General features: G+C 62.5%; 13 protein-coding genes. 2 read left to right on the top strand and 11 right to left on the bottom strand.

Annotation, left to right across the window (positions count from 1 at the left end):
* Positions 1–228: 228 nt before the first annotated feature.
* Complete coding sequence (locus tag KUW18_RS12565) at positions 229–987, bottom strand: sulfite exporter TauE/SafE family protein (RefSeq protein ID WP_315899959.1); 759 nt, start codon at positions 985–987, stop codon at positions 229–231.
* Positions 984–2,183 (bottom strand): Bcr/CflA family multidrug efflux MFS transporter, encoded by a 1,200-nt coding sequence (locus tag KUW18_RS12560; protein WP_206937119.1) that lies wholly within the window; start codon positions 2,181–2,183, stop codon positions 984–986. The genes KUW18_RS12565 and KUW18_RS12560 overlap by 4 nt, the downstream gene beginning before the upstream one ends.
* A 242-nt stretch (positions 2,184–2,425) precedes the next feature.
* Here KUW18_RS12560 and tal point away from each other — a divergent pair, with 242 nt between their 5' ends.
* Complete coding sequence (gene tal, locus KUW18_RS12555; protein WP_206937116.1) at positions 2,426–3,364, top strand: transaldolase; 939 nt, start codon at positions 2,426–2,428, stop codon at positions 3,362–3,364.
* Between the two features lie 265 nt (positions 3,365–3,629).
* Here the strand turns inward: tal and KUW18_RS12550 are convergent, their stop codons facing one another.
* From KUW18_RS12550 to KUW18_RS12510, 9 genes are all read right to left on the bottom strand, one after another.
* Positions 3,630–4,139, bottom strand: a complete 510-nt coding sequence (locus KUW18_RS12550) for an STAS domain-containing protein (protein ID WP_206937113.1) — start codon at positions 4,137–4,139, stop codon at positions 3,630–3,632.
* Entirely contained in the window at positions 4,126–5,319 is a 1,194-nt protein-coding gene (locus tag KUW18_RS12545; RefSeq protein WP_222561563.1) for a PP2C family protein-serine/threonine phosphatase, read from the bottom strand. The genes KUW18_RS12550 and KUW18_RS12545 overlap by 14 nt, the downstream gene beginning before the upstream one ends.
* A gap of 12 nt (positions 5,320–5,331) precedes the next feature.
* On the bottom strand, positions 5,332–6,102 hold the full coding sequence (locus KUW18_RS12540; RefSeq protein WP_206937108.1) for a VacJ family lipoprotein: 771 nt from the start codon (positions 6,100–6,102) through the stop codon (positions 5,332–5,334).
* 324 nt (positions 6,103–6,426) lie between these two features.
* Positions 6,427–7,554: a beta-ketoacyl-ACP synthase III gene (locus KUW18_RS12535; protein WP_222162975.1), complete on the bottom strand. Its 1,128-nt coding sequence runs from the start codon at positions 7,552–7,554 to the stop codon at positions 6,427–6,429.
* A gap of 156 nt (positions 7,555–7,710) precedes the next feature.
* Positions 7,711–11,733 (bottom strand): ATP-dependent RNA helicase HrpA, encoded by a 4,023-nt coding sequence (gene hrpA, locus KUW18_RS12530; RefSeq protein ID WP_315900665.1) that lies wholly within the window; start codon positions 11,731–11,733, stop codon positions 7,711–7,713.
* A gap of 162 nt (positions 11,734–11,895) precedes the next feature.
* Complete coding sequence (locus KUW18_RS12525; RefSeq protein WP_222238110.1) at positions 11,896–13,572, bottom strand: AMP-binding protein; 1,677 nt, start codon at positions 13,570–13,572, stop codon at positions 11,896–11,898.
* Positions 13,573–13,730: 158 nt separating this feature from the next.
* Entirely contained in the window at positions 13,731–14,534 is an 804-nt protein-coding gene (locus tag KUW18_RS12520; RefSeq protein ID WP_222162973.1) for a class II glutamine amidotransferase, read from the bottom strand.
* Positions 14,527–16,380: a VWA domain-containing protein gene (locus KUW18_RS12515; protein WP_222561562.1), complete on the bottom strand. Its 1,854-nt coding sequence runs from the start codon at positions 16,378–16,380 to the stop codon at positions 14,527–14,529. The genes KUW18_RS12520 and KUW18_RS12515 overlap by 8 nt, the downstream gene beginning before the upstream one ends.
* A gap of 106 nt (positions 16,381–16,486) precedes the next feature.
* Positions 16,487–16,924, bottom strand: coding sequence for a hypothetical protein (locus KUW18_RS12510; protein ID WP_206936964.1), 438 nt, complete (start codon positions 16,922–16,924; stop codon positions 16,487–16,489).
* A gap of 216 nt (positions 16,925–17,140) precedes the next feature.
* Here KUW18_RS12510 and KUW18_RS12505 point away from each other — a divergent pair, with 216 nt between their 5' ends.
* A complete protein-coding gene (locus KUW18_RS12505) occupies positions 17,141–19,276 on the top strand; it encodes a S9 family peptidase (protein ID WP_222561561.1) in 2,136 nt (711 codons plus the stop codon).
* Positions 19,277–19,334 lie beyond the last annotated feature (58 nt).

The raw sequence follows: 19,334 nt of genomic DNA, 5'->3' as shown, positions 1-19,334 counted from the left end.
CCTTCGCGATGCACACAATGCCGCAGAAAAATGACAGCTTCATGACAGCCCACCTCGAAACGCAATATGCCCTACCACGCAATACCTGACAGGCGTGTCCCAACGGCTGACATTCCGTCTCGGCTCCCGAGACACCGGTCGCCACACTTCCTCCGCCCTCCCCTAAAAAAACGCCGCCCGTCGCCTTGCGGCAGCGGGCGGCGTTGTCGCCGGCGCGATCAGAGGGGATCAGCTCAACAGCAGTCCAATCGCCGCCGCAGCGCATAGGGTCAAGGATGCCCCTTGCAACAGCCGTCTCGGCAGTCTTGGCGCCAGCGCGGCCCCCAGCCCATGGCCCACCAACACCATCGGCAGAAAGCTCAGGCTGACCGCCAGCAACCACAGCGGCACCTTGCCCACGGCGGCAAGGCTTGCCAGCGTCATCAGCGACGATATCAGGAAGAAGGCCGCCAAGTTGCCCCTCAACCGATCCATCGGCATGCCATGCATCAAAAGGACGATGGGAGGACCTCCGATCGCCGCGACGGCGCCAAAGATTCCCGAGAGAAATCCCGCACCGAACAGCGAGCTGCGATTGACCGGCAGGCGGAGCTTGAACAGGGTGACCAGCACGGCGAACAGCACGATGGCGGCGATCATGACTTCAAGGGTTGCCATGGGGGCGATCAACAGCAACCACACCCCCAGCAAGGTGCCCGGCACCTTGCCGACCAGTGCCATGGAGATGTCACCCATCGCCACTTCGCGACGATAGCGCCTGACCACCAGGCACGACACCAGAAAGCCGTAGACCACCAGCACCACCGGCACCATGGCGGGAGCCTTCAGCAGTATCAGTGGCGCCCCGACCACCGCCATGCCAAACCCGGTGGTGCGCTGTACGAAGCACCCGAGTGCCAGCACCCCACCGACCCACAGCCAGGTCCCAAAGGTCAGTTCACTGAGCGCCCACCACTGCAGCAGGCAGCTCCATGCTGCATCGATCACGACACCACCTCATCGAGCTTAGGGGGGCGCCCCGCCAGCACACGCAGCCCCACATTCCCGATCAAGGCGACCGTGACCATGGCGATGACCATCGGCCAGGCCGAGTCGATTTCAAAGGCCGTGACCAAGGCACCGGACAGTGCGGCGCTGCTGAACTGGATGCTGCCCAGCAGCGCCGTGGCCGTGGCACTCATATGACTGAAACGCTCCAGCAGCGAGGAGATGGCGTTGGGGGAAATAAGGCCGACCACCCCAAGAAAGGTCATCACCAGCGGCACGACCGTGTAGATCGAGTCCAGTCCGGTGGCGACCAAGGCCATCAAGCCGCAGGCCGCGACCAGCTGAATCGCCAGGCCCAGCCGTAGATTCTGCTGTGGGGTGCGCCTGCGCAGCAGCCGGATATTGACGCGATTCGACAGCGCCATGATCACGACATTCGCTCCAAACACAAAGGGGTAGGCTGCCGGCGACAGTCCATAGTGTTCCATGTACAGGAAGGGCGACGACGTCACAAAGGCGAAGATTCCCGCAAAGGATGCCGCGACAGCAAGGATGTAGCCCATGGCCCGACGATCGATCAGCACACTGAGATAGTTACGCAGCACCTGCCGTGGCGATGCGACCGGCGCGTCCACTGGGCGAGTCTCTGGCAGAAAGGCACCCAACAGCCACATCAGGAAGGCGGCATAGACGGCCAGGAAGACAAAGATCAGCCACCAGTCCGCCACATACAACAGCAGACTGCCGACCATAGGCGCTACCAGTGGCGCCAGCATCAGAATCATGGCCATGGTCGACATCACCTTGGCGGCTTCGCGGCCACTGAAGCAATCCCGCACGATCGCCGCGGAATTGACCACACACGCCCCTCCCCCCAGCGCCTGGACGAACCGCCACACCAGCAGTTCGGTCAGCGAATCGACGCTGACAATCACCAGACTGGCAATAAGAAACAGGATCTGCCCTGCCAGCAATACCGGCTTTCGCCCGATCCGATCCGACAGAGGGCCACAGGTCAGCTGACCTACGGCAAAGCCCACCATGAAAACGCTGAGTGACAGCTCGGTATGGTGAACACTGGCCCCGACCGTCTCTGCAAGCGCCGGCATGGCGGGCAGATACGCATCGATCGCAAAGGGGGCAAGTGCAGTATTGGCGGCGACCAGCAGCGCCACTCGTCGAGCATTCAAAGACACGGACACTCCATGACAATAGAAAGACGTCTAGACGACGAGGCGTTTCGCCGTCGCCAGACGATGATAGATGACAGGACAACCCATATGCCGCAGCGACGACCGGTGGGTCGCACCAGGGCCAGGCCATGTGCCGACGGCCTCACTCCCTCGCGCTCGGCAGCGCTCGCGGCTGTTGTCAATCTCATCCGCTTGATACAGTAACACCAGCCCACCGACACCTTCTGACATTGGAGAAGAGCTGCATGGCAGATAATCTGCTCGATCAACTGAAAGCGATGACCACCGTGGTCGCTGACACCGGGGACCTGGACGCCATCCGTCGCTTCCAGCCCACCGACGCCACCACCAACCCTTCGCTCATCCTGCAGGCCGCCGGCCACGACGACCGACGCGCACGTCTGGCCGCGATTGCCAAGGAAGCCAACGACATTGACGACGCCCTGGATGCGGTGGCGGTCGAAATCGGCAGTGAAATCAGTGAGCTGGTACCCGGTTATGTGTCTACCGAGGTCAGCGCACGGCTGTCGTTCGACACCGATGCGACCCTGGCGCGCGCTCACTCACTGATCGAACGCTATGGCCGCCACGGTGTCGGCGCCGAGCGCATCTTGATCAAGGTAGCATCGACCTGGGAAGGCATTCGTGCCGCCAAGGTACTCGAGCGCGAAGGCATTCGAACCAACCTGACCCTGCTGTTCAGCTTCGCTCAGGCTCAAGCCTGCGCCGACGCCGGTGTCACCCTGATATCCCCCTTCGTCGGCCGCATTCTGGACTGGCACAAGGCGCAGCAGCCCGACGCCGACTTCTCCGGCGACAACGATCCTGGCGTTCAGTCGGTGAAGCGCATCTATGACCACTACAAGGGGCACGGCTACTCCACCATCGTGATGGGTGCCAGCTTCCGCAATACCGATGAGGTCAAGGCGCTGGCAGGCTGTGACCGCCTCACGATCTCGCCCAACCTGCTGGAAGAACTGCAGAGTGCATCAGGCGACCTGCCTCGTCGACTGACCGCCAGTGACGCCGAGACCCGCCCGCCGGAACCGCAGTCCGAGGCCGACTTCCGCTGGGCGATGAACGAGGACGCCATGGCAACCGAAAAACTGGCAGAGGGCATTCGCAAGTTCATGGCCGATCAGCGCAAGCTGGAAACCCTGCTCGCTGACCTGCGCAGCAGCTGATCCGGCCGTATGTGGCCAACGCTCCGGAAGTCGTTCAAGGACATGAGCGAAAGTCCGGGGCGCTGGCCCGCGGCAGGTCGAGCTACGCCCTCGCGAGGTCAACGCTGAAACGCTTGTGGTTCTGGCTCTGGTTCTGGTACCAAACCGGGCTGCGTGACGCCCTGGGCACGCCAATTGGCAACACACCAGCCCCAGACTCACGTTTAGACACTGGGGCTGCGACACCAGCCCTGCGAATAACAGGCTACCCGTTGACGCGCCGACATCAGGCCTTGTGCGCGCTCTCGCTCTGCGCTTCGAGCATTTCCACCAGGGGCTGAAATTGCTCCTGATTGTGTTCGTTCATGCGCATCAGAATACGATGGGCCTCGAGAATGCGCTGACGTAACCCTTCTTCATCAGCCGCTACCTCGGGCAATTCCTGCAGTTCGTCGACTTCGGCAATGGGCCGTTCGACCAGGGTAAAGAAGCTGCCGAAGCCCATCACCTCCAGCATGCGCTTGACGTCCGGGTTGTCGGCCACGATGGTCGGAGACTGTTCGAGCTTGCCCCGCAGGGCCATGGCGACCTTGGCGAGAAAGCCCAGCGCCGTGGAGTCCACATTGCTCGCATCCCGCAGGTCAATCATGACAGCCGTCAGCCCCGGCGTCTGTGCCAGTTGCTGGGCTTGATGGTCCAGTGTTGCGCACAGCGTGAGGCGGACATCGCCACACAGCTTGAGCACGAACACACCAGAATCAAATGCTGCCTTCAGGCGGCCTTCATGCACTTTCATCGCCAAACCCGCTCACCAACATGATCGTCAAGTCGTCAGGCAGCTCTTCGCGACCCGAGGTGGGGTCGGCGAGCGCTTCTTCATCACTGGACAAGGTGCCCAAGGCCAAGCCTCGTCGCAGCGTATCCAATGAATCGCTGCCGGCGACCCGCTGCTGCAATTCGTCCAATCTCGCCTCCAGGCTAGCCCCCGGCAAACACTCCAGCACGCCGTCAGAACACAGCCATAGAGAAAAATCGCTCGGCAGGTCACAGCCAAGCGTCGGGTAGCACACGTCAGGAAACAGCCCGACTGGCATGCCTTCTCCTTCCAGCGTCACCACACCTTCGCTCGTTTTCAGCAATGGCATCGGCAGCTGGGCCCCCAATGAATAGTGTAGATAACGCTTCTGCTGGTCGATAACGCCGACAAACAGGGTGGCATGCTTGCCGATCCCGGTATCCAGCAGTTCCCGATTCAGTTGCGCCAGCCACCTCGGCGGCAAGGCTTCCGGGGCCTCTCCATTCCACTCGCCTTGCCATCGGTTGAACAGGTACTTGAGCAACACCGTGACAAAGGCGGAAGAAGCACCGTGACCCGACACGTCGGCAAAGTAGAATAACGTATACCGCTCATTGTACGCCTGGATATCCAGAAAGTCGCCGGACAGATAAAGCGATGGTGCCAACCAGTAGTCACACCCCACCCTGCCGAGCTGCTGTGGACGCACGGGCAGCATTCGCCGCTGAATCTGCCCCCCCGCCTGCTGATCCAGCCGCAGCATGGCCAGGTGCGTCTCCAGGCTTTCATTGAGCTCTTCCAGACGCAGCCGGTCCTGCTCGCGCTCTCGGGCCAGGCGATTGACATCGACCACCCGACGTATCATGCGCCGCAGCAAGTGAGCGTGACGCAGGGGCTCGATCACGTAATCGATCAGTCCGGCATCCACCGCCTTCAGCAGGTCGTCGTCGCGACGATCTTCGCTCACCACCAGAGTCGGCCAGCGCTCGGCCAGGGTCATCCACTCGCGACTCGGCACCGCCAGCGAATGGGCCACCACCAGTGCCGTCGTCTCAGGCAGCTCTGCTGCACTCGCCGCGGCGAACACCGCCAGGCCGTCTCGTGCAATGGCATCCACCAGGGCGTCGCGATGACGGCCCGGATGGTCGATGACACCGATCAGTGGCTTGGCAGCTAGCATGGTCACGCGGCCTTACTCGGCGAACGCATCTTCGTCGTAGTCAAAATCATCGTTGATGAAGTTGTCCTCACCCAGCTGGCCATCGTTGACCTCGAACATGCGGCGCTGCAGCCAGGCATCTCGAATGAAGCTGTACCGGTCGCCACGAATCAGGTCTTCCTGGTCAAGCAGCTGCGCCCTGGCGTCCAGTAGCTCGAGCCCGCGCAGCGAATAGCGCACGGTGTCGTCTTCCACATAGGTCAGCGGATACGAGTACCAGTCCACCGGCAGCGCTGCCGTGTCACGCACCGTGCTCGGGCCGAGGAACGGCAGCACCACGTAAGGCCCCTCGCCGACACCCCAGGCCGCCAGGGTCTGACCGAAGTCTTCGGTATCGGCCGTAAAGCCGGCATGGCTGGCGGGGTCGAGCAGGCCCCCGAGGCCAAAGGTGGTGTTCATCAAGAACCGCATGCTGGAATTGCCGGCATTGGCGGGCTTGCCTTGCAGCAGGCTGTTGAGCACCGTGCGCACTTCACCGAGGTTGTCGAAGAAGTTGCTCACCCCCCGCTCCAGCGGGTCCGGGGTGATATAGCGATAGCCCTGAGCAGCCGGCTTCAGCGCATACCGATCCAGGACATCATTGAAGGCAAACACGCGGCGGTTGAAGCCTTCCCAGGGATCCGCCGGGTTAGGCTCACTATTCACACCGCTGCTGGCGCATCCACTGACCGCCAGTGCGGCTGCCAGTACCACAACGCCCTTCGGCGCACTTTTACTCAGGACACCGCATTCATTAGCGTTCATTTTCGACTGCCTCCATTGCCTGTCCATGTCACCATCATCACTTTGAGGGCGCCAGCGCTCGACATCACCGCCTGACCTGGCGAACCCTCCTACAGCATGTGGCATCGCCAGACAGGCTTGCCATTCACCCGTAGCATGCCGTGTCGTCGAGGCACACTACCGATTGTTGTTTCCCTGCGTCTTCTACTGTCGCGCTATGGGCCCTGTGACCAGCCACCTGGACCGCAACCGGCGTCCGCCGTTGGATCCAGGGGTTGGCGACCGCCATCGGGAATAGGTGGTCGCCGCGGCACTCCACCTTTGCCGTCCTGGCAAGGGCTTGTCTCAGCGTCGTCGAATCACGACGCAGCCCGCACTGTAGCCCGCGCCGAAGGAACACACCACCCCGAAGGCACCCGGTTCGAGATCCTGATGATGCAAATGGAAAGCGATGACCGAACCAGCAGAGCTTGTATTAGCGTAACGATCAAGGATGATCGGCGCTTGATCCAACTCAGGCTCGTGGCCGAGGACACGACGTGCGATGAGATCATTCATATGGCGGTTGGCCTGATGCAGCCATAGCCGTGACACCGACGAGGGCGTGATCTGCAGACTGGACAGGTGATCTCGAATCAGTTCGGCGACCATCGGGCAGACGTCCTTGAACACCCGACGTCCCTCCTGCACGAACAGCTTGTCCACCGCCAGCGGATCGCTGTCGGTCACCCGATTGAGGAAACCCGCATTGTTGCGAATCGCATTGGAGAACCGCGTCAGCAGCCGGGTACCGACCACCTCGAAGGAGGACGCAGCGGTTGCCACCTCCTCACTCTCCAGGACCAGCGCGGTGCAGGCATCGCCAAAGATGAAGTGGCTGTCGCGATCGCGGAAGTTGAGATGAGCGGAGCACACCTCGGGGTTGACGACCAGTGCGCGCCGCACGCCCCCGCCGCGGATGGCATTGACGGCGTTGTCGATGGCGAAGGTCGCTGACGAACAGGCAACGTTCATGTCGAACGCGTACCCTCCTGCACCTAGCGCCTGCTGCAGCTCCACCGCCACCGCGGGATATGCGCGCTCAAGGTTCGAACAGGCCACAATCACCAGATCGATATCCGCCGCTGCGACACCCGCGCTATCCAGCGCCTGACGGGACGCCGCAAGGGCCATCTCGCACTGGATACCCGGGGCGTCATTGGCACGCTCGTCCAGCTGGGGACGCATCCGTTCGGGATTCAGGATGCCCTCGGCATCGAGCACATAGCGGCTTTGGATACCGGACGCCTTGACGATGAACTCGCTGCTTGAATGGGCAAGCGGCTCCCGCTCTCCGGCGTCGATAGCGGCTTGCTGGCGCGCGTTCTCGGCATCCACCCAGGCGTTGTACGACGCCACCAGCGCATCGTTATCGATGGCATTTGGCGGCGTATAGAGTCCGCTGCCGGTAATCAGCACCTTCGCTGGGGTCATGCCTTTCTCCTTCATCGGGCAGCTTGCATGCCACCTTGCTGTCGCGGCCTATCAACGACCGCTTAGATTCACGTCACGCTCCATCGTTGCGGCCAACGCCTGCACGAAGCAACGTCATTGGCTCACTACTCGAGCTGGCGCTCATGTCGGACCGAATCAGGCCCGACCTGTCAGCTCTGCCCAGCGTTTCGCCAGGCGTTTCTCTGAGACCGGCATGGCGGTACCGAGTTGCTGGGCAAACAGCGACACCCTCAGTTCCTCGATCCACCAGCGGAATTCCACCAACGCAGGATCTTCGACATCGCCGCGCTTGTCCGCCTGACGCCTGGCGTCCAGTTTCGCTTCGAAGTCCTGCACCGCCTGCATCAGCATCTGATCCCGAGAACGCTCCCTTGGGGCCTTCTCCAGACGCACCAGAGCCGCCTCCATATAGCGCGGATACGCCTCCAGCCATGGTCCTGCCGCCGTGACGAACCCAGGATGCACCAGGCGCTGCATCTGTGCCTTGAGATCACTGTATACCAGTGCCAGCGAGAGACTGAGATTGCCCTTCAACGCCTTGGTCACTGCCAGATGGCCCTTGAGCGCTCGCTCCAGCACCGCCACCATGCTCTCGGCACGGGGTAGCATGTCCTGCTCGACAGCGGCGATGCGCTGTTCCAGCGCGGCCGCACTGCGAGGCAGTGGATCTACCGCCACCACCTGGGCAAACACCGCCGTCACCACATCTTCCGTCAGCGCGCGCTTGCTGCCTACCTTGGCGAACAGTAGAGCACAAGTTGAAAGCCCTTGAGTCCGCTCGATGGCCCTGACCAGCGATGGGCACAGGTCCATGGCGGCCTTGACCACGCCGAGGCGGTGGGCTTCTCGCGCCTTGTCAGGATGGTCGAACAGCTCAAGCCTCAGGCCCTCTGCCCCAGGCACCAGCGCCGGAAAGGCCTCGACCCGAATACCCGCCTGCTGGGTCACCCGTGACTCACTGAGTGCATCGCGGGGAAAGGTCGTGAGTTCGACCTGTTCTTCCACACTCTTGGCCAATGCCCTGGCGCCCTCGCTGGCGGCTTGCTCAAAACGTCGCTCCAGCGCACGCAGGTCTCTGCTCTGCCCCAGCTCCTTGCCAGCGTGGTCCACCACCTTGAGATTCATGACCAGATGATCCTCAAGCTGGTCCCAGCGCCAATCATCCTGGGTCAGGCGCACCCCTGTCTTGACCCGCAAGAACTCCGCAAGCGCCTCGGTCAGACTCCCCTGACCGGGTACCAGCGCCTCCAGGGCAGCGTCGACCCAATCCGGAATCGGCACGACCTGACGGCGAATCGACTTGGGCAGCGACTTCAGCAACGCAATGCACTTGTCGCGCAACAGGCCTGGCACCAGCCATTCCAGTCGCGCCGGATCCAGTTGGGACAGCATCGCCGCAGGCACGGTCATGGTCACGCCGTCGTCCTTGGCACCAGGAGCAAAATGGTAGCTCAAGGGATAGCGCACGCCCTCGATGACCAGCTCATCCGGATAGGCCTCGCCGGTCACATCCAAGGCGTCCCTGGCCAGCAACGCCTGTCGGTCGAACTTCAACAGCTGCGGGTCATCACGCTCCGCCTTGCGTCGCCAGGCCTCGAACCCCTTGCCGTTGACGATATCCTCGGGCAGACGCGCGTCGTAGAAGTCAAACAGCTGCTCTTCGTCGACCAGAATGTCTCGCCGCCGGGCGCGATCTTCCAGATCCTCGACCTCGTCGATCAAGGCACGGTTATGCGCAAAGAAACTGCCCTTGGTGCGAAACTCACCTTCGACCAGCGCGCGGCGAATGAACAGCTCGCGACTCTCGGCCGGGGCGATGGGGCCGTAGTGCACCTTGCGACGACTGACGATGGGAAGGCCAAACAGGGTGACCTGCTCAAAGGCGACCACCTGAGCACGTTTCATTTCCCAGTGAGGCTCGCTGTAGCTGCGCTTGACCAGATGACCTGCCAGCGGCTCTATCCACTGGGGATCCACCTTGGCCACGGTTCTGGCAAACAGCCTGGAGGTTTCCACCAATTCCACCGCCATGACCCATTTCGGGGTCTTCTTGGAAAGCCCCGATGCGGGATGGATCATGAACTTGCGATTACGCGCGCCCAGGTATTCCCGGTTTTCGTTCAGCGTCCCCAGGTGACTGAGCAGTCCCGTCAACAGCGCCTTGTGCATGGCAACGGTCTGCGCGCGTTGAGCTTCATGCTCGCGCTGGTCTGCCTCATCGGACTCGACCGGTAGCTGCTGTCGCGGCGGTGGCACCTGAATATCCATGTCACGCAGCAGTTGGCGCAGCTGACGGAAGGTGTCATGCCATTCCCGCAGGCGCAGGTAATTCAAGTAATGATCGCGACACCACCGGCGCAGGCGATTCCCGGACAGCTCGTCCCGAGCGGCCTCGAACCCTTGCCAGAGGTTGAGCAGAGCCACAAAGTCCGACTCCGGATCCTGCCAGCGCCGATGCGCCTGGTCCGCCGCTTCACGCTTGTCCGCGGGCCGGTCACGCGGGTCCTGCACCGCCAGCGCGGAGACCACCACCAACACCTCCCGCAGGCTGCCATGCTCGTCGCCTGCCAGCACCATCCGTGCAAGACGGGGGTCGATGGGGAGTCGCGCCAGGCGCCGACCGATCGGCGTCAGCCGCCCCTTGTCATCGACCGCGCCCAGTTCGAACAGCAACTTGAAGCCATCGGTGACAAAACGTGAATCAGGCGGATCGACGAACGGAAACGCCTGGATGTCACCCAGCTTGAGCGACAGCATCGACAGGATGACCGACGCCAGATTGGTACGGCGAATCTCAGGGTCCGTAAATTCCGGGCGCGCCAGAAAATCTTCTTCGTCATACAGCCGAATACAGACGCCTTCCGCGACGCGCCCGCAACGCCCCATTCGCTGATTGGCACTGGCCTGGCTGACGGCCTCTACCGGCAGGCGCTGAATCTTGGCGCGGTAGCTGTAGCGGCTGATCCGCACAAGGCCCGGATCAACGACGTAGCGAATGCCCGGCACCGTCAGCGACGTTTCTGCCACGTTGGTGGCCAGCACGATGCGGCGTCCACCGTGGGGCGCAAACACACGATTCTGCTCAGCATTGGAAAGGCGGGCGTAAAGCGGCAAGACCTCGGTGCTCTTGAGGTCGGCACGCCTGAGCACATCGGCGGTTTCGCGGATCTCACGCTCTCCCGGCAGAAACACCAGAATGTCTCGCGGCCCATGAAACCAGCGCTTTTCCCGCTCGATGGCTTCAATCTCCTCCACCGCGTGGAGTATGCCTTCGCTGAGAGACCGGTCTTCTTCGTCCTCGGCGTCCCTGATCAAGGGGCGATAGCGGACTTCCACCGGGTAGGTACGCCCCGACACTTCCACCACCGGGGCAGGCTGGACAGAGCCGTCGGCGTGACGAGTCGCAAAATGCTGGCTGAAACGCTCCACGTCGATGGTGGCCGACGTGATGATCACCTTGAGATCCTTGCGGCGAGACAGCAGTCGCTTCAGATACCCCAGCAGAAAGTCGATGTTGAGACTACGTTCGTGAGCCTCGTCGATGATCAGCGTGTCGTAGCGCAGAAGGTCAGGGTCCTGCCGGGTTTCCGCCAGCAGAATCCCGTCTGTCATCAATTTGACCAGGGTGTCATCGTTGGTCTGATCGGTGAAGCGAACCTGATACCCTACCTGCTCGCCGACGGGCACCTGGAGCTCTTCCGCCAGGCGCGTGGCGACGGAGCGCGCCGCCAGACGCCTTGGCTGCGTGTGTCCAATCAAACCTCGACGACCGAGGCCCAGCTCAAGACACAGCTTGGGCAGCTGGGTGGTCTTGCCAGAGCCGGTCTCGCCCGCCACCACCACTACCTGATGCGAGGCCAGCGCCTCCAGGATGTCCTGCCGACGCTCGGCGACGGGTAGTGCTTCGGGATACTCCAGCGTCACTGGACGCTCGCGGCGCTGCTGCAGGGTGCGGTTGGAGCGCTGCCATTGGGCTTCCAGCTCCCCTAGGCCGCGGTCAATGGGTTTGTCGTCGCGCAAGCGACGCGCCAGGCCAGACAGTCGTTTGGTCAACACGGGCCGGTCGCGCAGCATCACCTCATCGAGGCCTGAGCTCAGGCGTTCGAGTCGCGCGGCGGCAGTGGTATCTTGCGGGGAAGTGGACGTCGAACTACACACGATAGGGTCGCAGGCTCCAGGTGGGCGTGAGCGTCGCTCCGGTCAGGACGACGGCGCCCTTCGCGAGACAACGCCATCCCTTGGAGGAGGCGTCGCCGCAAAGGGCGCGCAAAACACACTATTGTAACGCTCAAGCGGCCGCTGCCAACCCTGCAGCGAGGGTCACGCGGCTTCGCCCCCCCTTCCTTCATCGCGCAGCTGGCGCCTCAGCACCTTGCCGACGTTGGTCTTGGGCAGCTCATCACGGAACTCCACCAGCTTGGGCACCTTGTAGGCGGTCAGCTCCTTCTTGCACCAGCTACGCAGCTCCTCGGTGGTCAGCGAGCTGTCCTTGGCCACCACGAACAGCTTGATCACCTCGCCGTTGGTCTCGTCGGGCACCCCGACGGCGCAGGACTCCACCACCTTGGGGTGCGCCGCCACCACGTCTTCGATCTCGTTGGGGTACACGTTAAAGCCTGACACCAGGATCATGTCTTTCTTGCGGTCAACGATACGCACATAGCCATCATCTTGAATCACCGCGATATCGCCGGTGTGAAAGAAGCCGTCGGCATCGATCACCTTGGCGGTCTCGTCGTCACGTTGCCAGTACCCCTTCATCACCTGAGGCCCTCGCACGCACAGCTCTCCCGGTTCACCCGGCTGTGGCTCACCCCCATCTGGGTTGCACAGCTTGAGCTCGGTACCCGCGACAGGACGACCAATCGTCCCCAGCTGAATCGCCTCGACCGGATTGAAGCTGACAATCGGCGATGTCTCGGTCAAGCCGTAGCCTTCGGCCACCGGGCAGCCGGTCACCTCTTCCCAGCGCTTGGCCACCGCCTTGGTCAGCGCCATGCCACCGGAAATGGTGAGGCGCAGGTCGGAAAAGTCCAGCGCCTTGAAGTCGTCGCGGTTGCACAGCGCGTTGAACAAGGTATTAAGCCCAACGAACCCGGTGAAGCGGGTGTTCTTGAGCTCCTTGACGAAGTTATCCAGGTCACGCGGATTGGTGATCAGCAGGGAATGGTTCCCCCCTTCCAGCATGAACAGGCAGTTCACCGTGAAGGTGTAGATGTGATAGACGGGCAACGGCGCCACGACCACCTCACAACCTTCCCCAAGCCCTGTCCCGATGATCTGCTTGGCCTGCAGCATATTGGCCACAAGATTGCGATGGGTGAGCATGGTCCCCTTCGCCAGTCCCGTCGTGCCGCCGGTGTATTGCAGGGCGGCAATATCATCGAGCTTGCCGTCCGCCTCCGCGTGCTCGAGCGCTGCGCCGCGCTTGAGCACCTGCCGCAGGCCGATCGCCTTGGGCAACGAATAACGAGGCACCATCTTCTTGACGTACTTGACCACGAAATTGATCAGCGGTCGCTTGGGAAAGTCGTGCAGATCACCAATCTCGGTGATCACAACATGCTCGATATCGGTCTTGTCGAGCACCTTTTCCAGCTTGTCGGCCATGTTCGCCAGGATCAGGATGGCCTTGGCGCCGGAATCCTTGAACTGGTGCGCCATCTCCCGCTCGGTGTAGAGCGGGTTGGTATTGACCACCACCATGCCAGCGCGAATGGCACCAAATACGGCAACCGGAAACTGCAGCAGGTTGGGCAGCTGAATGGCGACGCGATCACCGGGCTGCAGCTGGGTCTCGTTCTGCAACCAGGCGGCAAAGTCACCGGACAATCGATCCAGCTCCGCATAGGTCAATGACTTGCCCATGCATGAGAATGCCACCTTGTCGGCATACCGCTTGACGGAGCGATGGAAGATGTCCATCACCGAGTGGTAATCATCAAGCCCTTCCAGAGCCTCCCCCCGGACGATCGATGCAGCGGCGTTCTCACTCATGGGCGTTCTCCACTGGAGGACATGGCCTCCTGCTTATTATCGAACTTCAGCGCCTGATTCAGCGCTTGCTTGACTATGGCTACCATAGCCCAGGATCGCAACAAACTGTAATACAACCGATTCAAACTTTCGTTTAAAACCAGGCAGATTAACGACGTTTATCCTTGCTCTGCGGAGTCCTGCTCGCTGAGAAAGCGCGCCACGATTTCGCCGTCACGCCACACCAGCAGCTCGCCCGGCAGCATGCGTGTCCACTTTTCATTGTCGGTCAGCGGCTCGGTGGCCAGCACCGACACCACGTCATTAGGGGTCGTATGCTCGATGAAGTTCACCACCATATCCGCATCGGAGAGATTCGCCTCGCCGAACGGGGCGCGCCGGGTAATGTGCGCCAGCTTGGTTGAGCAGAAGGTATACAGATACTCCCCATCTGCCAGCAGCAGGTTGAACACACCAAGGCCACGCAACTTCTCGCAAAGCTGATGAAGCGTCTGCCACAGCCCACGGCGATCCTCGGGTGGGTCCGGGTAGTGTCGACGCAGCTCACCCAATAAATGACAGAAGGCATGTTCGCTGTCGGTGGAGCCCACCGGTCGATAGCTGGCGAGCTCCAGTTGCTGCCAGTCCGTCAACTGCCCGTTATGGGCATAGCACCAAGGCTGCCCCCACATTTCGCGCACAAAGGGATGGGTATTGGCGAGCTTTACCTGCCCCACATTGGCCTGACGAATATGGCTGATCACGATATGCGACTTGATCGGGTATTCGCAGATCAATCGGGCAATACGTGAATGCACGGAGGGGTGGGGATCGCGAAATTCGCGATAACCGCCTTCTTCATAGAATGCGATGCCCCAACCATCACGATGTGGCCCGGTACCACCGCCGCGATGGAGAAACCCGGTAAAGCTGAAACAGATGTCGGTGGGCACATTGGCGCTCATGCCCAGAAGCTCACACATGCGGCTCTTCTCTTGTTGATTCACGTTCGGGCTGACGCTGCCTGCGGCGTCGCCATAGATACAGTACAACGCAGACCACCAACACCACGACCAACGACACCAGCACGCGCGGATCGCTGCGGGCCTGTTCCATCGCCGGGGCCAGTCCAGGACGACCATCGCGCCACCACTGCACCAGCCGCTCCGGCCCTTCATTGACCAACGCCACGAAGCGATCTGCCAGGGGGGCCTGCTGGGCAGGCGCAGCGGTGTCCTCACTGGCCGACGCGAACCGCTCTCCGCTCAAGGTGGGTCCCGCCAGAGCACGATCGATCCCGACCTCACCGTCGGCATTGATCCACACCGTCGGCAGCTCCCAACGGGTCTCATCACCGTCGAGTTCTGCCACTGCCACGATACGCATTGGCCGGCGCACGTCATCCTCAAGCTCGGGCAGCTGCAGCGTCCAGCGACGATCACCGGCGGGCTTTACCTGCAACGGCTGCCCGGTGAGCTCGGCCTCAAACCGAGTGTTCCCATGCTCCAGGCGAGGATGCTCGGCGACCAGCGACACGCTGCGCTGCTGTCGATCCAGAGCGACCCCGATGGCGGGCAGCACGTTGACGGCCTGAACCCGCTGGCGATGAAAGTCATCTGCCTTGGCGGTGATCACCAAGCGGGCGGCTCCGACACCTGCCGGCGCGGCCAGGTCTGCGCGAAATACGCCTTGCTGATTGACCAGGGAGACGACATGGGAGCCTTCCACGGCCTCGCCGGTCAGTTCCGCCGTGACCTGCAGCCCCTCCGGCACCATCACGTCATCGCCCTGCTCCACCCTAACGCTGAGCGGCACCGAGAAGCCCGAATACAGCGTCGCGGGGAGTGCCCCGGTCACCAGCTGCCGGTCACTGTTCACCGTCACCCGAGAATCGTCCGCCACAGGGCCCTCGATGCGCCACTCCCCCTGCTCGGGCCGAGGCACCTGAATCAGATCGAAACGGGGCTCCCGCTGCCAGCGGACCCCCGCTGGGGCAGTATCGCGGGTATAGCGACGTCCATCCGGCGCCACCAGCGTCACCTCGCCCTGTCCGGGCTCGTGAAACACCAAGGCGGAGAAGTCGTCGACGCTGGCATCCACGGTGAAGCGCTGATCCTGCAGCGGTACCTGGTCCACCGGGAAAATACGCTCGACGATGTCGAGGAAGGCCCCCAGCAGCGCGTTCGGCGTCTCTGCCACCGCTGCCAGGCCGCCGGTTCGCTGCGCCAGCCGTTCCACCAATGCCACATCCGCCCCGTCGGAAAAGGCGATGGCGTGGATCGCCACTCCCTGATCCGCCAGCGCGGGCACCACGCTGTCGACAAGGCGGGCACGCGAGGCAAGATCGATCTCTGGCTTGCTGCCATTGCCCGGCGCCAGATCAATCACCCCATCCGTCAGCAGCACCAGATGACGCCAGCCTTCTGCTTCGGCGGCCGCGGCGGTGCTCAGCGCCGCTTCAATGTCGGTGTACTGCTGGTACTGCTCGAGCGCAGGCGGCAAGGCCAGCGCGCGCTCGCGCCACTGGGCGTCCACGCGGGCCGGGGGCAACGGATTATCGACGCTCTGGCCGAACGTCCAGATCCCGGCATTGACGCCCCCTGGCAGCAGGGCCACCAACATGTCCAGCGCGCTGCCGGCGAGTTTGTTCGGATCATTGGTCTTCATGCTGCCGGAGACGTCCACGACGACGCGCACATCGGGAGGCTGCTCCGCCCAGGCGTCATCACCCACGTCCTGCGCCATGACCGAAGACGCCAGCGTGAACGCCATGGCGCCGGCCACCAAGCCGGCGACCAGCACGGACATCGAGGGGTTCGACTTCTTCATGGCAGCTCCTGGAGTCGGCAGCATGACGTGGTAGCCGACGGGAATGAGTGTTGCGATGACAGACGAGACTCGCTCGACGACGATGGCGCCCATCGCCGCCGACCGCTCACCTCAATACAGGCTCCTGACGTTCGTGCTGTTCTTGACCGCCCTCTTGCTGCTGCTGGCGAGAGGCGGCCTCTGCTGCCTTGCGCACGCGACGACGACGTCCGGCCCACCACAGCGCCAGGCCAAACACCGCACCGATGGCAGCACCGATGATCACTCGTGTGGCCGCCGGCAGCATCACGCCCTGACGCCCATCCATGAACGCAACTGCGGCCACCATGATGGCAGGAGCCTGACCGTTGTAGACCTGCCCTTCTTCCACCAGGGGCAGGTCAAATGCCGACGGCATCCACATCACACCCGCTACGGCCCAGGTCACTACCAGCCTTGGCATGCGCGGTAAAAATGCCAGTCCGAGGTAGCCAGTCAGCAGTACGACCAGCGACAATGCTGCGTAGATCAACCACAGCGTGGACATGGAATCCGAAATCAACATTACTTGCTCCCATCAACTGTTAAGGAAAGACTGCATAGATGACACCGCGATGCCAGCGTGGCCGGTAGCCTGGCACCAGAGGCCAATCGCCAGACCGCTGGGACAGCCGCGCAGGTGGGTCGGTTCCCTGCCCCATCACCCGTTCACATCATTGCCGTTTTTCCCGACATCAACGCACATGACGACACTCGTTCCGAGTATGGTACATCTCGCACCATGAAAGCACAGCCGCCAAATGCAACAGCCGCCCCACAGGCTGCTCCCGCCACTACCTATCTTCGTCAAGATGACGCGGCCTGGCATTGGCTTGAGGAGAGAGACGAGCCCGCGGTACGCGGATTTCTGGATGCCGCCAATACACAGACGGACCAGTGGTTCAGGCCCCTGGAACCGCTGGTAGAGCGCCTCTATGCGGGTCATCTGGCCCGGCGCGAACTTGCCGTGACCGGGCTACCCAGCCGCCTGGATCACTACACGCTGTGGAGCGAGACCGCCGCTGATGCCGACTACCCGGTGTGGTGGCGCCACCCCAACGACGCGCCCGATCAGCGCGAGACGTTCTTTGATCTGGAAGCACGCGCTCGGGAGCAGTCCTTCCTGGAGCTGGGTGACATGGCTCTGTCGCCGAACGAAGAGTGGCTGGCTTGGACCGAAGACACCCAGGGTGACGAGACGTATCGCCTGTTCATCAAGCGCCTGCCGAACGGGCAGGCCATCCCCTTGCTGGACGATATCGGTCCGGAGCTGTGCTGGGCAGAAGACCACTGCACTCTGCTGTTCACTCGCTACGATGCCACCCAGCGACCCGACAGTGCCTGGCGGCTGCGCCTTGCGCTGAATACCGCTGACGCGACAGCGTCGGTGGAGCAGGAGCAGCTCGTGCTTCGCGAGGACGACCCCGAGTTCTGGATCGGACTTGGCAAGACGCGTTCCCGCGCCTGGCTGACCATAGAAGCGGCCTCCAAGGACACCAGCGAGACCCATGTGGTCCCCGCTCACACGCCCCATGTTGCGCCCCGCTGCTACCAGGTGCGGGAAACCGGGGTCGAATATGCCATCGATCATCGACCCGGCTACTTCTATATCCTGCATAACCAAGGCGCCAAGCATTTTCAGCTGGAAGTGGAAGAAGAGCACCGCTCCGGGTCGCGCCAGGTGGTGATCGGTCACCGCGAGAACAGCACGCTGGAAGGCATCGACGCCTACGCCTGGGGACTGGTCGTAGCCGAACGTGACCACCGAGAGGCCCAAGTCAGGCTGCGCCGCCTTGAGTTCGATGGCGACCACCGGTTGACGCTGGACGCAGCGCTGCCCTGCTCGCCAGGCCCCCTCAGCCTCAACCTGGGGGATAGCCCGCATTTCGATGACCGCGTGCTGCGCCTGCGCGAAGAGTCCTTTTGCAGTCCTTCCAGCTGGTGGTCACTGGACCTGGACAGTGGCCAGCGACAGCTGCTCAAGCGTCAGCCGCTGCACGGTGACCTGATGCCCGAAGACCTGAGCTGTCGAAGGCTGTGGGCGGTCTCCCATGATGGGGAGCAGGTGCCGGTATCCGTGGTCTGTCGCAAGGACCTGGCAGATCAGGCGCTACCCACTCTGCTTTACGGCTATGGGGCCTACGGTGAAGCGCTGGATCCCTGGTTCTCGGTGGCTCGCCTTGAGTTGCTGGCCCGCGGTGTCGCCTTTGCGGTGGCCCATGTACGTGGCGGCGGCGAGCGGGGGGAACCCTGGTACCTGGCCGGAAAGCTGGAGCACAAACCCAACAGCTTCGAGGATTTCCTGGCCGCTCGGGATGCCCTGGTCGACGCCGGCCAATCGGCCCCCGACCGGATCGTCGCCTACGGCGCCAGCGCCGGTGGCCTGCTGGTCGGGGCCAGCCTCAACCAATCGCCCCAGGCCTTCTGCGCAGCGGTACTCGACGTGCCTTTCGTGGATGTTCTACGCACCATGGAAAACCCCGACCTACCGCTGACCACCGCCGAATATACCGAGTGGGGCAACCCCAATCATGCCGCCGATGCCCGCCGTATCGGCAGTTACTCACCCCTCGACAACCTGCAGGAAGACGCCTGGCCACCGGTGTTCCTGCAAGGCAGCTGGCACGATAGCCGGGTGCCCTACTGGGAGCCCGCCAAGCTGTACGCACGGCTTAGCCTGGCGAACATCGCCAGCCCCGCCCTGTCGAACCGGGTGACACTACTGAAGACGGATATGGACTCCGGACATGGCGGCGCATCCGGCCGCTTCAAGGCTTGGCGCGATGGGGCGCAGCAGGACGCCTTCATCCTCTGGGCGTTGGGGCTGGCCGACGAAGGCGACGCACCCGCGCCCACAACAGACACCCCTGCGCGCTGATATGGTAGTAGGACGGAATACCCACTGGCCGCTGCGTGCGGCCACTGAAATGACAAGG

This window comes from Halomonas sp. DP5Y7-2, from assembly GCF_019802025.1.
Classification (GTDB): Bacteria; Pseudomonadota; Gammaproteobacteria; order Pseudomonadales; family Halomonadaceae; genus Halomonas; species Halomonas litopenaei_A.
Note: the sequence above shows the minus strand (reverse complement) of the source record. Positions and strands in the feature narration are given on the sequence as shown.

Excerpts from the sequence above, each read along its gene's own strand:
- tal (WP_206937116.1), top strand. The coding sequence starts at position 2,426 with ATGGCAGATAATCTGCTCGATCAACTGAAAGCGATGACCACCGTGGTC.
- KUW18_RS12550 (WP_206937113.1), bottom strand. The coding sequence starts at position 4,139 with ATGAAAGTGCATGAAGGCCGCCTGAAGGCAGCATTTGATTCTGGTGTG.
- KUW18_RS12545 (WP_222561563.1), bottom strand. The coding sequence starts at position 5,319 with ATGCTAGCTGCCAAGCCACTGATCGGTGTCATCGACCATCCGGGCCGT.
- KUW18_RS12540 (WP_206937108.1), bottom strand. The coding sequence starts at position 6,102 with ATGAACGCTAATGAATGCGGTGTCCTGAGTAAAAGTGCGCCGAAGGGC.
- KUW18_RS12535 (WP_222162975.1), bottom strand. The coding sequence starts at position 7,554 with ATGACCCCAGCGAAGGTGCTGATTACCGGCAGCGGACTCTATACGCCG.
- KUW18_RS12525 (WP_222238110.1), bottom strand. The coding sequence starts at position 13,572 with ATGAGTGAGAACGCCGCTGCATCGATCGTCCGGGGGGAGGCTCTGGAA.
- KUW18_RS12520 (WP_222162973.1), bottom strand. The coding sequence starts at position 14,534 with ATGTGTGAGCTTCTGGGCATGAGCGCCAATGTGCCCACCGACATCTGT.
- KUW18_RS12515 (WP_222561562.1), bottom strand. The coding sequence starts at position 16,380 with ATGAAGAAGTCGAACCCCTCGATGTCCGTGCTGGTCGCCGGCTTGGTG.
- KUW18_RS12510 (WP_206936964.1), bottom strand. The coding sequence starts at position 16,924 with ATGTTGATTTCGGATTCCATGTCCACGCTGTGGTTGATCTACGCAGCA.
- KUW18_RS12505 (WP_222561561.1), top strand. The coding sequence starts at position 17,141 with ATGAAAGCACAGCCGCCAAATGCAACAGCCGCCCCACAGGCTGCTCCC.